The sequence below is a fragment of the Brochothrix campestris genome (assembly GCF_046058945.1).
GTDB classification, from domain to species: Bacteria; Bacillota; Bacilli; order Lactobacillales; family Listeriaceae; genus Brochothrix; species Brochothrix campestris.
Genome location: NZ_CP175511.1, coordinates 39,754 through 56,250, shown reverse-complemented (window position 1 = coordinate 56,250; position 16,497 = coordinate 39,754). Strand labels below are relative to the sequence as shown.

Below are 16,497 nucleotides of genomic sequence, written 5' to 3'. Positions count from 1 at the left end.
AGATGCTCCTTTAAATTGAGGTTTGATTGTATTGATTCATCGCTTTAATAAAGTCAGTCGCTAACCAACTTTGCGAGGCATCGGCAGCTGTCTTAATCGCTACATCTACCTCTGTTTGCTCAGCCTTACTAAAACGTCCCAAGACCCAATTAACAATGTTGCCGTCGATTGGACGTGTAATCCCGACTTTAATGCGTTTGAAATTTTGGGTGCCAAGATGTTGAATCGTTGACTTAATCCCGTTATGACCACCTGCACTACCTTTTTGTCGTAGGCGCAGTTGTCCGATTGGCAAATCTAAATCATCATAAATGACCACGATGTCTTCAAGCGCAATTTCGTAATAATCAGCCAGTTGACGAATACAAAGACCCGATTCATTCATAAAAGTGGTCGGTTTAACGAGCATTACTTTCACACCCTTAAACAGCACCGTACTAACAGATCCATTATACTTAGTTAATTTAAAGGTACCTCCTAACCGTTGATTGAGTTCATCAACGACCATGAAACCAATATTATGTCGTGTACCCTCATATTTTTTTCCAACATTACCTAAGCCTACAATCATTTTCATTAGTGTTTCCTCCATTTGTTTCTTTACAGTTTAAGAACACCGAAACAATACCAAGCTTCTTCAGCCTGGTTTCTGTTTAATATTTAATGTGCTTACTATCCTGTCATTATAACATAGCTCTGATTACCACCCTACTTAAAACGCCCTTTTTCGTTTCACGTGAAACAGCCGGCATTGCCCTAATGCAACAATACTTGCCCGAGCTTATAGTCTATCTATCCGCAAACATCATTGCTATAGACCCACACTAACAGTCGATGTTATGATACACTCATGTCTTAACTTAAATATTGGAGGCCACCCATGAAATCTCATACAAACATCACATTGTTATCAATTATTAGCAATCTAACAATGTTTATTCTCAAACTAATCGTTGGTTTTTTAACCGGATCGGTCGCAATTATATCCGAAGCAATCCATACATCGATGGATTTATTCGCTTCCATTTTGACCTTTTTTTCGATTCAAATCGCCCGTCAACCTGCTGATAAAAAACACCCGTACGGACACGGTAAAGCAGAAAACCTCTCGGGGACTGTTGAGACGTTACTGATTTATGTCGCCGGCATTTGGATTATCGTTGAATGTATCGACAAACTACGACACCCCGCTGAAATCACCCTCCCTTTTTTAGGGATTGGCGTAATGCTCCTCGGGGCGGTTGTTAACGGCATCGTCGGAATGATTGTTAAACGCGCTGCCGAAAAGGCCGGTTCTGTTGCGATGAAGTCCAATGCGTTGCACTTAACAACTGACGTTTTGACTTCACTGGGCGTGGCACTCAGTTTACTGCTTGTACATTACACCGGTCTATTATGGTTGGATCCAGTGATTGGGATGTTAACTGCTCTTTACATTATGTACGAGGCAACCTTACTACTAAAAGAATCGTTTCCGCCGTTGATGGATTCACGCTTATCACCAAAAGAAGAACGTTTAATCGAAGATACGATTAATAGTTACCACGCTCATTTTATCGATTACCATGACTTTCGCACACGTAAGGCAGGTACAGAAGTGTATGTCGATTTCCATCTGGTCGTCCCACACGATATGACGGTTGGTAATGCACATCGTTTATGCGATCACATCGAAAACTCCATCAAAAAACATTTCGCTTTGGCTGAAGTACTCATTCACATCGAACCCGAAACAGAGCTATTAATATCAAATTTCAGTCATTAAACCGAAAAAAAGCGTCAAATCCAGTCAACACTGGGTTTGACGCTTTTTTCGATTTAGACTTTTTCTTCATCCGTACCATGGATTGCTTCTGGTTCAGGTACATCCACCGTACCAGCAGTTGGTTCTTCAAGCTCTTGAGGTGCTTGTAAATTAACAACGGCATCTTCACCATCTGCTAAGATCGTATATTCTTTACCTGCTGTTAAATCAGCAACTGTTAAAGTGTCTCCTATTTCCAATTTCGAAACATCTAATTCTAATGTTTCTGGTACATTGGCCGGTGTAGCTGAAATAATGACCTCATAGAGAACTTGTTCTAATACACCAGCTTTCGCCTTCGGTTCGCCAACGAGTCGAATCGATACAGCTGTTTCAAGTTCTTCTTTCATATTAACGGCTAATAAATCAATATGAACTAAATTACCGTACAATGGATGCTTTTGATAGTCATGAAAAACAACATTTGTTTTTTTATTATCTAACGTAATTGTCAGAACCGCATTACGTCCATTTTCTCTCAACGTCTTGATCAATTCGACCTCATCCACATTGACATTGGTATTTTTAATACCGTAACCGTAAACAACTGCTGGAATATTTCCTGCCTCACGGTCACGTCTTACGTCTGAATGTTTCTCTAAAGATCTTGGCTTAGTCTTCAATTCAATGGTCATAATAGTTTCCTCCTATAATTAATTAGACTTCTCTCTTACTATACCCTTTGTCTGTTATTCTAATCAATTTTCACAACAGCTCTAGCAATCAAGACACTTGAACAATTGTGTTTAATTGCAATTTATAATTAACTGCCCGTATACTATTAGATGTAACACTACTTTAAGGGAGGTAATGATGGATGGTAGTTTCTAACAAACAAAAAGTTATTTTGATTGGGGATGGAGCCGTTGGTTCCGCCTACGCTTTCGCTCTTGTTAACCAAGGAATCGGTCATGAATTAGGTATCATTGATGTCGATACCGCTCGAACAGAAGGAGATGCATTAGATTTAAGACACGCCCTTCCCTTTCTGCCACCGAAAAAAATCTATTCTGCAAGCTACACTGACTGTGCAGATGCTGATCTTATTTGCATCACCGCTGGTACTGCTCAAAAGCCCGGTGAAACACGACTCGATTTAGTGTCACGTAACCTTTCCATTTTAAAAACGATTGTCGATGCAGTGATGGCAACTGGCTTCAAAGGTATCTTTTTAATTGCATCCAATCCTGTTGATATCCTTACATACGCTACGCTTAAATGGAGCGGATTGCCCTCCGAACAAGTGATTGGCTCTGGCACATCACTCGATACAGCCCGTCTTCGTCAAACTTTAGCCGAAAAAATAAATGTGGAAGCTGGTAGCGTTCACGGCTATGTCCTCGGTGAACATGGCGACACTGGCTTTATCGCTTGGTCAAACATCCGTATCGGTAATCTCCCGATTGAAAAATGGCTTCCTGATTTTACCGATGAAGCGAAAGAAGAATTTCGCATCGCCGTTCGTGATGCAGCATACTCGATTATCGCGAAAAAAGGCTCTACCTCATATGGTGTCGCTAGTGCCTTAGCACGAATTACGCGTGCCGTCTTCAACAATGAAAATGCGGTCTTACCTGTCAGCGCATATATGGATGGTAGCCATTATGGCATCTCTGATATTTACCTCGGCACCCCTGCCGTAATTGGACGTAGCGGTATTTCTCTCGTAGCAGAAGTTCCTTTAAATAGAAAAGAACAAGAAGAGATGGAACATTCCGCAGCAACCTTAAAAGCAATTTTAAAAGATTCAATCGTTTAAAAAAAGCCCTTACCGCTAAAAAATCGGTAAGGGCTTTTAAACACAATTTATTCGAACAATCCACTAACTGAACGGTTTTCATGCACACGTAAAATCGCTTCGCCTAACAGTCCACCAACTGAAATTTGTGTGATTTTATCGCATTGTTTCTCTTCAGGTAACACGATTGTATTTGTAACAACCATTGTTTTGATACTTGAGTTACTGATACGTTCAATTGCTGGACCCGATAAAACAGGGTGTGTACAACAAGCGTAAACTTCTTTCGCACCACTGTCTAATAAAGCTTGGGCAGCTAACGTAATTGTACCCGCTGTATCGATAATGTCATCAACTAAAATACAAGTTGCACCTTCAACATTACCAACAATGTTCATTACTTCAGCAACGTTCGGACGCGGACGACGTTTATCAATAATGGCAATTGGTGCTTTTAATTTATCAGCCATTTTACGCGCACGTGTGACACCACCGTGATCAGGTGAAACAACGACCACATTGCTCGTATCAACTGTGTTTTTAAAATGTTCTGCTAATAATGGCACACCTGTCAGATGATCGATTGGCATATCGAAAAATCCTTGGATTTGAGGTGCATGTAAATCAATCATAATCGCACGAGTTGCACCGGCTTTTTCAATTAAATCCGCTACTAGCTTAGCAGTGATTGGTTCACGTGATCGTGCTTTACGATCTTGACGTGCGTAACCGTAATAAGGCATTACAATATTGATTGTTGCAGCTGATGCACGTTTAAGCGCATCAATCATAATTAGTAATTCCATTAAATTAGAGTTAACAGGGCCACTTGTTGACTGAACAACGTACACGTGACAACCACGAATACTTTCTTCAATACTAATTTGAATTTCACCATCGCTAAAGTGTGTCACTGATGATTTACCGAGTGGAACACCGACCTTGTTGGCAATTTCTTCTGCTAGTTTAGGGTTTGAACTTAATGAGAAAATCTTGAGCTTTGAATCTTCGTACAATTTAGACATGAGAACCTCCGCGTATTATTTTTTAGAAAAGCCGAATTTTTCAGCGTATCCTTCTTTATTTGTTTGACGTGCACGTGCAACTGCAAGCGCATGTTCAGGAACATTTTTTGTAATGGTCGATCCGGCCGCAATAAATGTATTGCTCGCAATCGTAACAGGTGCTACAAGGTTACTATTACAGCCAACAAACACGTTGTTACCAATTGCAGTGTGGTGTTTGTTCGTACCATCATAGTTGACAGTAATACTCCCACAACCAATGTTCACATCGTGACCCACTGTGGCGTCACCAACATAGCTTAAGTGCGGAATTTTAGACCCTTCATCAATTGTTGCATTTTTAACCTCGACAAAGTTACCGATTTTAACCTGTGAGGCGATGTTAGAATTCGGACGAATATGAGCATATGGACCAACTTGTACACCGTCTGAAATGTTGCTTTCTTCAATCGCCGATGAACGTACCGTCACTTTATTCCCAATTGTTGAATCAACAATTTCGGTATCCCCTGAAATAATACAATCAGAGCCGATTATTGTGTTACCTTTTAAACGTACACCCGGTTCAATCACCGTATCAGCTGCAATAATAACATCGCTTTCGATATATGTATTCAAAGGATCGACAATCGTAACACCTTGACGCATATGCGTTTCATTAATACGTTGTTTCATCAACTGCTGTGCTTGTGCTAAGGCTACACGATCGTTAACTCCAAGTGATTCTGAAAAATCATGCATCCGGTAAGCTGCTACAACATCATTTTGTTCGCGTAAAATACCGATAACATCGGTTAAATAAAATTCTGCTTGCGCATTTTCGTTTGTTACTTTATTTAACGCCGCAAACAACGCCTTGTTATCAAAACAAAATGTGCCTGTGTTTATTTCAGTAATCGTTTGAATTTTTTCAGAGGCATCTTTCTGTTCAACAATTTTTTCGACAATTCCTAAATCATTACGTACAATCCGACCGTATCCCATCGGATTTTGTGCTTCTGCCGTTAAAATTGTTGCCATCGCTTTTTTATCTTTATGATACGTAACGAGTTCTGCCAACGTTTCACTTGTTAAGAGCGGCGTATCGCCACATAAAACAAGCGTAATCCCTTCTTTACCTTCTAAGAGAGGGGCAGCTTGCATAACAGCATGCGCTGTTCCTAATTGTTCTTCTTGTTTCACAAATAGACTCTTACCATTGAGATGAGATTCAACCGTTTCGGCACCATGGCCAACCACTGTAACTATTTCACCAAAATCAAGTGCCTTTACTTGTTCAACGACATGTTCAACCATCGGCTTACCACAAACAGGGTGCAATACTTTGTATAATTTTGATTTCATACGTGTGCCCTGACCTGCCGCAAGTACAATCGCATAGTGATTTTCCATGCTTTGACTCCTCCTCACGCTTACTTTAAAAAAAGGTCATATACATCAATATGATAGCGTAAATCAACACTTTTTTCAAGGAAATAGTCATAATCAATTAATTATAAAAAAACAGATTAAAGTCTAACGTTCATCTAACTCAACGTCCCACTTCAATCTGCCCTTCTATTTCGCAGATATTTAACTTTCTGCATCCGTATCAACACTATCCTCTACTGGCTTTTCTGCCTTCACATCCGTCTCGTCGGTTGCATGATAAGCCGCCAGAACCGCCGCTTGAATTTTAGCACGTGTATCGGAGTTAATTGGGTGAGCAATATCTCTAAATTCGCCATCAGCGCCACGCTTACTCGGCATTGCAACGAACAGATCATCATTCCCGTCGATAATACGGATATCGTGCACCACAAATTCACCATCAAAGGTTATTGATGCAATTGCTTTCATCCGACCATCAGTTTCTACCTTACGTAACCTCACATCTGTCACTTGCATATTCAACACGTCCTTTATTCATGATGGATGAACCACTCTGGTGTGTGAAAAATCAGAGGTTTCATTATTTATACTTACCCATCATCCTATCAGTTCAAACGTGTTTGTATAAGAACCATTATTAGATTCCTCAGTCGTTAAAAACATTTCCCTTTTCGACTTCAATTGATTGCTGACGAATATCTACATTTTGGACACGTACTATCGAAACATAGTCATCGACTAATTTCTCACCGACATTCTCATCTTCTACCAAAACACCGATACCCGCTAACTTAGCATCAAATTCCTCTAACAAACTCTTCATGCCGTTAACCGTTCCGCCGGCTTTCATAAAATCATCGACGACAAGAACATTTGAACCAACAGGTAAACTACGCTTAGACAACGCCATTTTCTCAATCCGTGACGATGACCCTGAGACGTAATTTATACTTACTGTCGAGCCTTCAGTCACTTTATTATCACGACGCACAATCACAAACGGCACATTCAATTCACTCGCCACAGCTTGTGCAATCGGAATTCCTTTCGTCGCCACAGTCATAATAATATCGATTTTAGTATTCACAAATTTCGAAGCAAAGATTTTACCAATGGTATGTAACGTTTCCGGTTCCCCTAAAATATCAGACAAAAACAAATACCCTCCTGGTAATAGGCGTTCTTTGTCCGCAATCCGTGTACATAATTCCCCCACGAAAGCATCTGCGTTTTCTCGGCTCATTTTAGATAAATATCGTACACCGCCAGCTGCTCCAGGCAATGTTTCTAACGTTCCAATCCCTCTATTCTCAAACGTTTTTTTGATAATCATTAAATCTTCACTAATTGAAGATTTAGCTGATTCATAACGATTAGCAAAAAAACTGAGTGAAATGAGTGTTCTTGGATGAGCTAAAAGATGTTGCGTCATATCAATTAATCGTTCACTTCTTCTTACTTTCACTGTTTTACCCCCCACTTTTCTATTAAACACAAACAATCATGTCGTGTTTTCTTTTTTTATTCGGTTATCTCTTATTATAGTAGAAAAAACGAGCGTGCGCTTGTTTTTTTAATGATGAATAAATTGAACGAGATATACCTTTTTATAAAAGCCTTTGACACTATTATAGAGCCGTTGTGCTTTCTTTTTATTTTTAACAATCCTCGTCAGCACTGTCATCGTTTAAGCTTTGTTTTTTATAGTACCACTTAATCGATAACGCTATCAAGTTCTTTCGCGATTAAACGTTCTGTGAGCGTTTTTTTATAATTGGACATAAAAAAAGGCAAACTAAGTGTTCGCCACATGAAAAATAACTCATTTTTGTTAATTATAAATTAAGCCTCGATTGCTTTTTCTACATCAAACACAATTTCCACAGCATCTGTTAATACATCTGCATAACTGTATGATACACGTTCGAAATTGTTTTCGTCTTGATCTAATTCAACCACAAAAACTGACGGATACGTTTCGGATAAAATACCACTACGCTCTACAATTTTTTTTCGACCACCATTTGCCTTTAACATTAAACGATCACCTAAATGACTATCAAGTTTATTTTTGATAGTTGCCAGTGTTTTTGACATGCGCATCCACCTCACTATACTTAATGATACCATAACCAAACAAAAAAAGCAAGTAACTAACCATTTTATCAGTGATGACACGCCAAGTCAATTATTTTTCGGGATAAAAATCAGTTTTTTTTTATTTCAGCTAATTACTGACTAAATTGTGAAGAACCGCCTTATAAAAGGCGGTTCTAGCTTGTAGACAAAGACGAATCATGCTTCTTCTTCTTTCGAAAAATAGTAATGCGGCCTTGGTTACGAGATGATCAGTTTGATTAGGAATGTCGTTTGCTTCTATTTCTAACCAGTTGATTTCACTTTCATTCGAGGTGACATTCTCTTTATTTATGGGTCACATATTTCAATAATACATTTGCTAAGTTAGCAAAGTCAACAATCGATAATGTTTCCCCACGTTGTGTTAACGAAATATCATACGCCGACAATTCATCTGCAAACGCCTCTTTTTGCGGTTTTAATTCTGCGAAGCTCGCTGTTAAATTATTCCATAACGTTTTACGACGTTGTTGGAACGAGGCACGTGTCACAACGAAGAAAAAGGCTTCATCTTCAACATGCGCCACTGGCTGTTCATGACGGCGTAAATGAATAACAGCGGACTCAACGTTAGGTTGAGGCATAAAGACCGTCTTAGGTACAATCAAAGCCACCTCAGCTTGCATATAGTACTGAACAGCAATTGATAAACTACCGTAAGCCTTCGTGCCAGGTTTTGCCGAAATACGATCCGCCACTTCTTTTTGCATCATGATTGTGAACGATTCAATCCGCGGCACTTTTAACAATCCTAGAATAATCGGTGTCGTAACATAGTATGGTAAATTAGCCACCACATGAACACCACCTTCAGCAGGCAGGTATTGATCCAGTAAGGCTGGCACATCCGCTTTCAACACGTCCTCATGATGAACGTGAATATTATCATAATCAGACAAGGTATCTTCTAAAATAGGCAAAAGACGTTGATCAATTTCAAACGCCAATACTTGTTTACTATATTTCGCCAACTGTTCGGTTAGAGCACCAATACCTGGCCCTACCTCCATAACATTTGACTCTTCATCGATGCGTGCCGCCTCGACAATATTCAATAAAATATTCGTATCGATAATAAAGTTTTGACCTAAGCTCTTTTTAAACATAAAATCATATTTTTGGAGGATCTCTTTTGTTTTAGATGGTGTTGAAATTGCATTTTGACGTGTCATTTTTTACTTCCCTTCTCGATTGCTGCTTGAGCAGCTTCAAACTGTTCTCTCGTTATCTGGAACATCCGTAGCCGATTCAACAACTGTTTTCCATTCGTATAACCTATTTTTAACGCATCTCCCAATAAGGCACGTTTTTGTTTCGATCCTGTGCCTCCTAAGTAGCCCAGCGCCATTAACTCAGCCTGTGTTATTTCCGATTTAAATGCGTCTGGATCAGACGTATACACATGCTCTAACGCTTCTTTAATCACAGCCACCGACGCATGCTCAACACCTAAGCTAGCTCCCACCCGTTTAGAACGGGCATCGTTACGCTCGATAAACGCATGTTTACACCCTGGTACATAGGCTTCGATTGTCTGTCTAATTTTATTACCCGGAAAATCAGGGTCGGTAAAAACGATTACCCCCCGAACTGCTTGCGCTTTTTTTATTCGTTCTAACGTGCCTGGTGCAATTTCAGACCCGTTCGTCTCGATTGTATCCGCCTCAACAGCCCGATGAATCGCTCGTGTGTCATCCTTGCCCTCAACCACTATCACTTCTTTAATTTTCATATAAACCGTCCTTCGTTTCATTTAATACTCTTACCTATATTACCACAACAAAAAAAAACTGCCTACCTTCACTCGTTCAGACGAGGAAGATAGACAGTTGAAATAACTTACTTGATAATATGAATGGTTAATGCCCGACGTCCGAATGAAATAGCTTCGCTTTGTGTCGCTACATAAAGATCGACAATGTTACCGTGAATCGCACCACCAGTATCGCCTGCAATGTATTCACCATAGCCATCAATCATTACGCGGCTGCCTAAAGGTATAACAGAAGGATCAACCGCAATTACCTTAGAGTTATCATTTAAATGAATCCCTGTCGCAGTAATACCTCCGCCAGTATAAGCTGTCGCTTCAACTTGTAATGTAGTACCAGTAGTTGTAGTGGCTGGTTCTACCGTTGTTTCGTTAGTTATTGTATCTGTTTCGCCAGTTTCTTCGACAATTGCTTGAGTTATCGAAGTGGATTTTTCAGCTGTAACCTTTTTAGCGATTACTTTTTCTTTTGTACCGACTAAAACAATTTTGGTTACTGGTTTTTTAGTTACTTTAGTTGTAACTGTGTTGCTAGCTACAATTTTTTCATTAATAACTGTTTGCTCAATCGTAACCTTTTTTTCACCTTGATGCCCTTGTTGCTTAACTGTCTTCTTACCTTTAGCTAAGGTATCGTCTTCTTTTTCAATTGTTGCAAATCCGATTTTTTTTGTTTCAACCTTTTCTTGGTAGGCTTTCAACATAACCGTCATATCTGCTGTTACGATTGTATCCAAGCTGACAGTTAAATCTTCAGACAGCGGTAATTGGAAGTTTGCATTTTTAAATGCTTGTGCCAATGTGATGCCTTTAATGGCTGACAAACTTGTGACACTACCTTTTGAATCAATGATATCCACTTTAACAATTTCATTAACAATGGCTGATTTGCCTACTTTAGGAGCTTCCATCATACCTTGATGTGTTGTACCCTCAGTTGCAGCTTGTACAGTGATTGCTGATATGTTAGTTGTGGCAATTATACTCGAACTCGCGATCATTAGGGCAACTAGTGCAACACTAATTGACCAGTGGGGCAAAATTTTATTGAATAACTTCATTTTTTTTGCTCCCCCTTTCTACTCAAACTAGTATATGAGAAAGCAATGGGGAATTGCAAATAACATTCACAACTACTAGGGCATATCGAAAGAAAGACCGACAAACCAACGTTTACAACGATTCACTTCTCAATAAACACTCCGAATTCTCGATTATATTGCAAATCATTGCAAATATATCAAATAGAGCGAAAACCTTATAACAATAGCATTAAAGACTGTTTTCAACCTTTAAAATAAGCGGTTATGTGTTATTAACGTTACAAATAGATTACTTTTTTCACAATCTATGATGAAAAACAAAAAGAACCCTTTTAATTAAAGATTAATATTAAAATATCTTTGTGAAAAAACATCATTTCTCATTTATTTTGAACAAAGACAAGGCGTTTTCTGTCGTTTTTTTAGCAATTTCCGTGTATTCCATTTCTCTTAACTTGGCAATTTCTTTGGCAACGAGTTGCACATAGGCAGGTTCATTCCGTTTGCCACGGTATGGTGTTGGTGCTAAATACGGACAATCTGTTTCGATTAACAAACGATTAAGTGGCACCGTTTTGGCAGCTTCTTTTGGTAGCAACGTATTTTTGAAGGTGACTGTTCCACCAATGCCAATGTGGAAATCCAACGCTAATACTTGTTGCATAACCGCTTGTGTTTCACCGAAGCAATGCATAATGCCACCGACTGTTTGGGCTTGTTCTTCTTGTAAAATTTGTAATGTATCCGCCGTCGCCTCACGATTGTGAATAACAATCGGCAGCTTCATTTCATGAGCCAGGCGAATTTGTTGGCGAAAAACGTCTTTTTGAACATCTTTTGGCGCGATATCCCAATGATAATCCAGTCCCATTTCACCGAGCGCTACCATCTTTGGATGGGCGCATAACGTTCGTAACCACGCTAAATGTTCTGCTGTAAAATCATTAGCGTCGCATGGATGCCAGCCGAGCACAAGGTATACGAACTCATATTTGTCGGCCAATTCAAGAGCACGCTTAATCGTTACTTCATTAAAACCAACCACCGCCATAAACTGCACATCGTGCGCCTTGGCATTTTCTAGCACTTGTTCAAGATCTTCATTATATGCCTCATCATTAATGTGGACATGTGTATCAAATAACATTTACATGCTTCCTTTCGTTAAGAAAAAAGGCAGGAACAGTTGTCCCTACCTCCATCTACTTATTTAATAACCGCTCCATTTGGTAACGATGCATCAGCTTCTATCAAGCATAATTTTCCATCTTGTTCAGCTGATAAAATCATCCCTTCTGATAGTTTCCCTCGTAATTTAACCGGTTTTAAATTCGTAACAACTGTTACTTTTTTACCAATCAACGTAGCCGGTTCATAAAATTCCGCAATCCCTGAAATAACTTGACGATGACGTTCATCGCCAGCATCCAATTGGAAGCAGAGCAATTTGTCTGCTCCCTTCACTTTTTCAACAGCGATAACCTCAGCGACACGTAATTCAATTTTACGAAAATCATCAATCGTAATCTCCGGTAATTGTTCAACCGTTTCAACGATTGCTGTTTTTTCAACTTGTTTCGCAGGTTGACTACCACCCATTTGGGCTGCGATAAACGCGACTTCTTCGTCAGTATCAAGACGAGGGAACATTGGCACAGCCTTTGCGATTACGTGTGTACCTGCTGGAATTGCCGCAAATGTTGCAACACTCGACCATTCAGCTAACCCATCTTTCGCTAAACCTAATTGTTCAAACATCTTAATCGGCGCTTCGGTCAAGAACGGTTGTAACATCACTGCTGTAATACGCAATGCTTCCGCTAAATGAGACATCACACTCGCAAGCTCATCACGTTTCGATTCATCGCGTGCTAACGCCCACGGTGCTGTTTCATCAATATACTTATTAGTACGGCTCACAAAGCCCCAGAGCTCGCTGAGAGCGACTGAGAACTGGAAGTTGTCCATCGCTTGGTCAAACTTGAGGACCATCGCCTCTTTGTACTGTACTAATGACTCGTCAAAAGCCGTAACATTCGCTTTATAAACTGGGATTTCACCATCGAAGTATTTGTTGATCATTGAAATTGAACGATTCAATAAGTTGCCTAAGTCATTCGATAAATCAAAGTTCGAACGCGCGATAAAGTCTTCTGGTGTAAAAATCCCATCAGAGCCAAATGGCACTTCACGCAATAAGTAATAACGTAACGCATCAAGACCGTAACGATCAATTAATACTTCTGGATCAACGACGTTCCCTTTTGATTTAGACATTTTGCCGTCTTTCATCAACAACCATCCGTGAGCAAATACTTGCTTCGGTAATGGTAAATCAAGTGCCATTAAAATAATCGGCCAATAAATCGTATGAAAACGAACGATTTCTTTCCCAACAATTTGGACATTAGCTGGCCAAAATTTGTTGAATTTTTCTGGGTTGTCAGTATCGTAACCGAGCGCCGTAATATAGTTGACCAACGCATCAATCCAAACATAAACGACATGTTTTGGATTACTTGGCACTTTAATCCCCCAGTCAAACGTCGTCCGTGAAACAGCTAAATCTTCTAACCCTGGCTTAATAAAGTTATTCACCATTTCATTTTTACGTGATTCTGGTTGAATAAAGGCAGGGTTTTCATCGTAATATTGTAAGAGACGTTCCGCATACTGACTCACACGGAAGAAATACGATTCCTCTTTCACAAGTTCAACTGGATGACCACTGTCAGGACTTTTCGCTGAAATGATTTGACCGTTTTCATCGCGGACAATATCGTCTAACTGTGTTTCGGTATAGAAGGTTTCATCTGAAATACTGTACCACCCTTCGTACTGATCCAAATAAATATCGCCTTGTTTTAAGAGACGTTCAAAAATAGCAGCAACTGTCTTCGTATGACGTTCTTCGGTTGTACGAATAAAATCATCATTCGAGATATCAAGTTTCTTCCATAGTTTTTGAATGCCTTCAGCCATTGTATCAACGTAAGCCTGCGGTGTAATATTCAGCTCTGCTGCCTTTTGTTGAATCTTTTGACCATGCTCATCAACGCCTGTTAAATAAAAAACATCGTAGTTGTTTAAACGTTTATAACGGGCGATCGCATCTCCTGCGACAGTTGTGTAGGCGTGGCCGATGTGTAGGCGACCGCTTGGGTAATAAATCGGTGTTGTTAAATAAAATGGTTTCTTTTCGATTGGCAAATGAAGCCCTCCTCTTAGTAAATCGTACTATTGATAACATTATAGCATCTCACCTTATGAATGAGCGCTTAATCCTTGATTATTTTTCATCTAGTTGGTGATACTGCGCATAGACGTCACGTTTCACAGTGCCTCGTAAAACAGCGACTGCTTTAATCGCTTCTTTGGCTGATAAATTATCTGTTACCATCAATTCTTCAACATGCTCTTTTAAGGTTAAATGATCGTACGAGATGACATCCTCATCAACGATTGCATCATTCCCTGCAACAACGATGACAAACTCGCCACGGATTTCAGTTGCCTGAGCCCAGTTAATCAGTTCGCTGATGGTTCCACGGATAAATTCTTCATAACGTTTCGTCAATTCGCGACAGAGCGTGATTTGACGATCACCCATCCCTTTAAGTAAGGCGTTCAACGTCTCTTTTAACCGATGTGGCGACTCATAAAATAGCAATGTTTCTGGTTTTTTCGCCAATTGTTCAATTTCGCGTATTCGCTCTTTTTTTGATCGTGAAATAAAGCCATAAAACAAAAAGGGTTGCGGTGCAATCCCCGATGAAATGAGGGCTGTTAAGGCCGCATTCGCCCCTGGTAATGGCACAACCGTAATACCGACCGCAATCGCTGCTTGAACGAGCTCATGACCTGGATCCGAAATAGACGGCATCCCTGCATCACTTACCTGCGCGATGTTCTCACCTTTTAGCAAGCGATCAATTAACTCCTCACCACGGGTATGTTTATTATGTTCGTGATAACTAATCATTGGTGTTTTTATTTCAAAGTGGTTCAGCAACTTAATTGTGTTGCGGGTATCTTCAGCCGCAATCGCATCGACTTCTTTTAAAATCTTAATCGCTCGAAATGTCATGTCTTCGAGATTACCGATTGGTGTTGGTACAAGGTACAACTTCCCCTTGTCGGATGCTTGAAAACTCTGTTGTGAGTGCATGTTATTCCTCCTTTAATGACTGTTCGCTTAGGTAACGCTCTTTAGCCGCGCGTGATTGGTGCTTGAAGGCGTACTCTGCCTTCATTGCCAACGAACGGGTCTCAAACACCTCGTAATGAATCAACGTCACTGGACGACGGGTAAAGGTATATTTACAACCGATGCCGTCATTATGCTCGCTTTCACGCCGTTCAATGTCGACCGTATAGCCGCCATAAAAGGTGTTATCGGCACAGCGTAACACATAAAAATAATGGTTAGTCTTCGCCATATAACCACCCGCGAATTTGAGCCGTATAGCCACCATCCTCATGAACAAAAATCGGCGGTTCATAAACGACACCTGGTTTGCCATCTTTAATCGCTTCAATCAAAATCGTATTGGCTGGCTTCATTTGTGTTGGATGTACCCATTGGATTCGTTTTGGTTCTAAACGATAACGTCTCATCAAGTCAATAATTTCAAGCAAACGTTCCGGACGATGAACCATTCCGACTTTACCGTTTTGCTTCGTTAATTCACTCGCGGTTTTCACGACATCCTCTAACGTACAGAGCACTTCATGACGCGCAATCGTATAATGCTCGTTTTTATTTTTTTCACCTGCTGGCGGTGTCGAAAAATAGGGGGGATTAACCGTTACGTAAGCATACGTTTCCTTTTCGAATCGACCCGAAGCCTCCTTTAAATCGCCTTCGTACATCGTAATTTGCTGTGCTAAGTCGTTGTAGGCGATTGAACGCGTCGCCATCTCCGCCAAACGCGGTTGGATTTCTAACGCATCAATCAGTGACTCCGTTTTGGAACTGAGCAGTAATGGAATCACACCATTACCACTACAAAGGTCCATAATTTTACCTTTGCGATACGGGATTCGACAAAAGTTAGCGAGTAGGACTGCATCTAATGAAAAAGAAAAGACACTCGGACTTTGAACAATCCGTAACTGTTGCGCTAACAAATGGTCGAGCCGTTCGTCGGCTTTTAATTCAATCTTCACAATGGCTCCTTTCCGGTTCGTTTAACGATCCGTGCAAAAAAAAGAGTCTCCATTTAGAGGCGACTCATTTTATTTATTATTTTGTTGATTTAAAAAACCAAGACAGAACAAACAATCTTCACCATTAATACGCGGACTACCAAAATGCACATTGCAAATATGGAAACCTTCTTTGTACAGCTGCATCAAGTTATCATGGCCAGCCGACTGGTCGACCTCAGGATGATTACCTTGTGGCGATACCAACGCCTGTTCTGCTTTAGCTGCTTGTTGTTCAGCCATCGCTTCACGTAAATGCGTATTTTCAATTGCGAGACGATTATTTTCTTCTAACACAAGTTGCAAATTATCTTTCAAACTCGTTAACTGACCATAGAGGTCACTAATTTGTTCTTCCATATGTGTAACAGAATCAAAAAACGCTTTTTTATCCATAC

18 protein-coding genes are annotated in these 16,497 nt (G+C 40.1%); 2 read left to right on the top strand and 16 right to left on the bottom strand.

The annotated features are described in order from the left end of the window. Nucleotides 1-10: 10 nt before the first annotated feature. The gene (gene pth, locus ACJYYY_RS00260) at nucleotides 11-577 is read right to left on the bottom strand and encodes an aminoacyl-tRNA hydrolase (RefSeq protein ID WP_035315468.1); all 567 of its coding nucleotides are present in this window, start codon (nucleotides 575-577) and stop codon (nucleotides 11-13) included. Between the two features lie 303 nt (nucleotides 578-880). Between pth and ACJYYY_RS00255 the strand changes: the two genes are divergently transcribed. Next, a complete protein-coding gene (locus tag ACJYYY_RS00255) occupies nucleotides 881-1,765 on the top strand; it encodes a cation diffusion facilitator family transporter (RefSeq protein ID WP_408868979.1) in 885 nt (294 codons plus the stop codon). A 53-nt stretch (nucleotides 1,766-1,818) separates the two neighbouring features. Here the strand turns inward: ACJYYY_RS00255 and ACJYYY_RS00250 are convergent, their stop codons facing one another. Further along, the gene (locus tag ACJYYY_RS00250) at nucleotides 1,819-2,439 is read right to left on the bottom strand and encodes a 50S ribosomal protein L25/general stress protein Ctc (RefSeq protein WP_035315466.1); all 621 of its coding nucleotides are present in this window, start codon (nucleotides 2,437-2,439) and stop codon (nucleotides 1,819-1,821) included. 182 nt (nucleotides 2,440-2,621) lie between these two features. On the opposite strand from ACJYYY_RS00250, the gene ACJYYY_RS00245 reads away from it, so the two are divergent. Beyond that, a complete protein-coding gene (locus tag ACJYYY_RS00245; protein WP_035315464.1) occupies nucleotides 2,622-3,563 on the top strand; it encodes an L-lactate dehydrogenase in 942 nt (313 codons plus the stop codon). Nucleotides 3,564-3,610: 47 nt separating this feature from the next. On the opposite strand, the gene ACJYYY_RS00240 is transcribed toward ACJYYY_RS00245, so the two are convergent. The 14 genes from ACJYYY_RS00240 to yabA form a co-directional block, all read right to left on the bottom strand. Further along, nucleotides 3,611-4,567 (bottom strand): ribose-phosphate diphosphokinase, encoded by a 957-nt coding sequence (locus tag ACJYYY_RS00240; protein ID WP_408868978.1) that lies wholly within the window; start codon nucleotides 4,565-4,567, stop codon nucleotides 3,611-3,613. A gap of 15 nt (nucleotides 4,568-4,582) precedes the next feature. Then, complete coding sequence (gene glmU, locus ACJYYY_RS00235) at nucleotides 4,583-5,959, bottom strand: bifunctional UDP-N-acetylglucosamine diphosphorylase/glucosamine-1-phosphate N-acetyltransferase GlmU (protein ID WP_035315462.1); 1,377 nt, start codon at nucleotides 5,957-5,959, stop codon at nucleotides 4,583-4,585. A 180-nt stretch (nucleotides 5,960-6,139) separates the two neighbouring features. Continuing rightward, the gene (gene spoVG / locus ACJYYY_RS00230; protein WP_035315461.1) at nucleotides 6,140-6,454 is read right to left on the bottom strand and encodes a septation regulator SpoVG; all 315 of its coding nucleotides are present in this window, start codon (nucleotides 6,452-6,454) and stop codon (nucleotides 6,140-6,142) included. 130 nt (nucleotides 6,455-6,584) lie between these two features. After that, on the bottom strand, nucleotides 6,585-7,403 hold the full coding sequence (purR, locus tag ACJYYY_RS00225) for a pur operon repressor (protein WP_035315459.1): 819 nt from the start codon (nucleotides 7,401-7,403) through the stop codon (nucleotides 6,585-6,587). A gap of 377 nt (nucleotides 7,404-7,780) precedes the next feature. After that, complete coding sequence (gene veg, locus ACJYYY_RS00220; protein WP_408868977.1) at nucleotides 7,781-8,035, bottom strand: biofilm formation stimulator Veg; 255 nt, start codon at nucleotides 8,033-8,035, stop codon at nucleotides 7,781-7,783. Nucleotides 8,036-8,361: 326 nt separating this feature from the next. After that, a complete protein-coding gene (gene rsmA, locus ACJYYY_RS00215; RefSeq protein ID WP_035315457.1) occupies nucleotides 8,362-9,249 on the bottom strand; it encodes a 16S rRNA (adenine(1518)-N(6)/adenine(1519)-N(6))-dimethyltransferase RsmA in 888 nt (295 codons plus the stop codon). Continuing rightward, nucleotides 9,246-9,809: a ribonuclease M5 gene (gene rnmV, locus ACJYYY_RS00210; protein ID WP_035315455.1), complete on the bottom strand. Its 564-nt coding sequence runs from the start codon at nucleotides 9,807-9,809 to the stop codon at nucleotides 9,246-9,248. The genes rsmA and rnmV overlap by 4 nt, the downstream gene beginning before the upstream one ends. A 107-nt stretch (nucleotides 9,810-9,916) precedes the next feature. Then, nucleotides 9,917-10,909 carry a 3D domain-containing protein gene (locus ACJYYY_RS00205; protein ID WP_408868976.1) on the bottom strand — a complete coding sequence of 331 codons (993 nt, stop codon included), beginning with the start codon at nucleotides 10,907-10,909 and terminating at the stop codon, nucleotides 9,917-9,919. Nucleotides 10,910-11,264: 355 nt separating this feature from the next. Further along, complete coding sequence (locus tag ACJYYY_RS00200) at nucleotides 11,265-12,038, bottom strand: TatD family hydrolase (protein WP_035315454.1); 774 nt, start codon at nucleotides 12,036-12,038, stop codon at nucleotides 11,265-11,267. 59 nt (nucleotides 12,039-12,097) lie between these two features. Beyond that, a complete protein-coding gene (gene metG / locus ACJYYY_RS00195; RefSeq protein ID WP_035315452.1) occupies nucleotides 12,098-14,101 on the bottom strand; it encodes a methionine--tRNA ligase in 2,004 nt (667 codons plus the stop codon). Between the two features lie 79 nt (nucleotides 14,102-14,180). Next, nucleotides 14,181-15,059, bottom strand: coding sequence for a 16S rRNA (cytidine(1402)-2'-O)-methyltransferase (rsmI, locus tag ACJYYY_RS00190; RefSeq protein WP_408868975.1), 879 nt, complete (start codon nucleotides 15,057-15,059; stop codon nucleotides 14,181-14,183). Between the two features lies 1 nt (nucleotide 15,060). Next, nucleotides 15,061-15,330 (bottom strand): GIY-YIG nuclease family protein, encoded by a 270-nt coding sequence (locus ACJYYY_RS00185; RefSeq protein ID WP_408868974.1) that lies wholly within the window; start codon nucleotides 15,328-15,330, stop codon nucleotides 15,061-15,063. After that, on the bottom strand, nucleotides 15,317-16,063 hold the full coding sequence (locus ACJYYY_RS00180; protein WP_035315450.1) for a tRNA1(Val) (adenine(37)-N6)-methyltransferase: 747 nt from the start codon (nucleotides 16,061-16,063) through the stop codon (nucleotides 15,317-15,319). The genes ACJYYY_RS00185 and ACJYYY_RS00180 overlap by 14 nt, the downstream gene beginning before the upstream one ends. A 66-nt stretch (nucleotides 16,064-16,129) precedes the next feature. Next, nucleotides 16,130-16,495 (bottom strand): DNA replication initiation control protein YabA, encoded by a 366-nt coding sequence (yabA, locus tag ACJYYY_RS00175; protein ID WP_035315449.1) that lies wholly within the window; start codon nucleotides 16,493-16,495, stop codon nucleotides 16,130-16,132. Nucleotides 16,496-16,497 lie beyond the last annotated feature (2 nt).

Coding starts and splice junctions, on each gene's coding strand:
- ACJYYY_RS00240 (WP_408868978.1), bottom strand. CDS start 4,567: ATGTCTAAATTGTACGAAGATTCAAAGCTCAAGATTTTCTCATTAAGT.
- ACJYYY_RS00185 (WP_408868974.1), bottom strand. CDS start 15,330: ATGGCGAAGACTAACCATTATTTTTATGTGTTACGCTGTGCCGATAAC.
- glmU (WP_035315462.1), bottom strand. CDS start 5,959: ATGGAAAATCACTATGCGATTGTACTTGCGGCAGGTCAGGGCACACGT.
- ACJYYY_RS00205 (WP_408868976.1), bottom strand. CDS start 10,909: ATGAAGTTATTCAATAAAATTTTGCCCCACTGGTCAATTAGTGTTGCA.
- ACJYYY_RS00245 (WP_035315464.1), top strand. CDS start 2,622: ATGGTAGTTTCTAACAAACAAAAAGTTATTTTGATTGGGGATGGAGCC.
- ACJYYY_RS00250 (WP_035315466.1), bottom strand. CDS start 2,439: ATGACCATTGAATTGAAGACTAAGCCAAGATCTTTAGAGAAACATTCA.
- ACJYYY_RS00200 (WP_035315454.1), bottom strand. CDS start 12,038: ATGTTATTTGATACACATGTCCACATTAATGATGAGGCATATAATGAA.
- rnmV (WP_035315455.1), bottom strand. CDS start 9,809: ATGAAAATTAAAGAAGTGATAGTGGTTGAGGGCAAGGATGACACACGA.
- veg (WP_408868977.1), bottom strand. CDS start 8,035: ATGTCAAAAACACTGGCAACTATCAAAAATAAACTTGATAGTCATTTA.
- pth (WP_035315468.1), bottom strand. CDS start 577: ATGAAAATGATTGTAGGCTTAGGTAATGTTGGAAAAAAATATGAGGGT.
- yabA (WP_035315449.1), bottom strand. CDS start 16,495: ATGGATAAAAAAGCGTTTTTTGATTCTGTTACACATATGGAAGAACAA.
- rsmA (WP_035315457.1), bottom strand. CDS start 9,249: ATGACACGTCAAAATGCAATTTCAACACCATCTAAAACAAAAGAGATC.
- spoVG (WP_035315461.1), bottom strand. CDS start 6,454: ATGCAAGTGACAGATGTGAGGTTACGTAAGGTAGAAACTGATGGTCGG.
- ACJYYY_RS00255 (WP_408868979.1), top strand. CDS start 881: ATGAAATCTCATACAAACATCACATTGTTATCAATTATTAGCAATCTA.
- rsmI (WP_408868975.1), bottom strand. CDS start 15,059: ATGCACTCACAACAGAGTTTTCAAGCATCCGACAAGGGGAAGTTGTAC.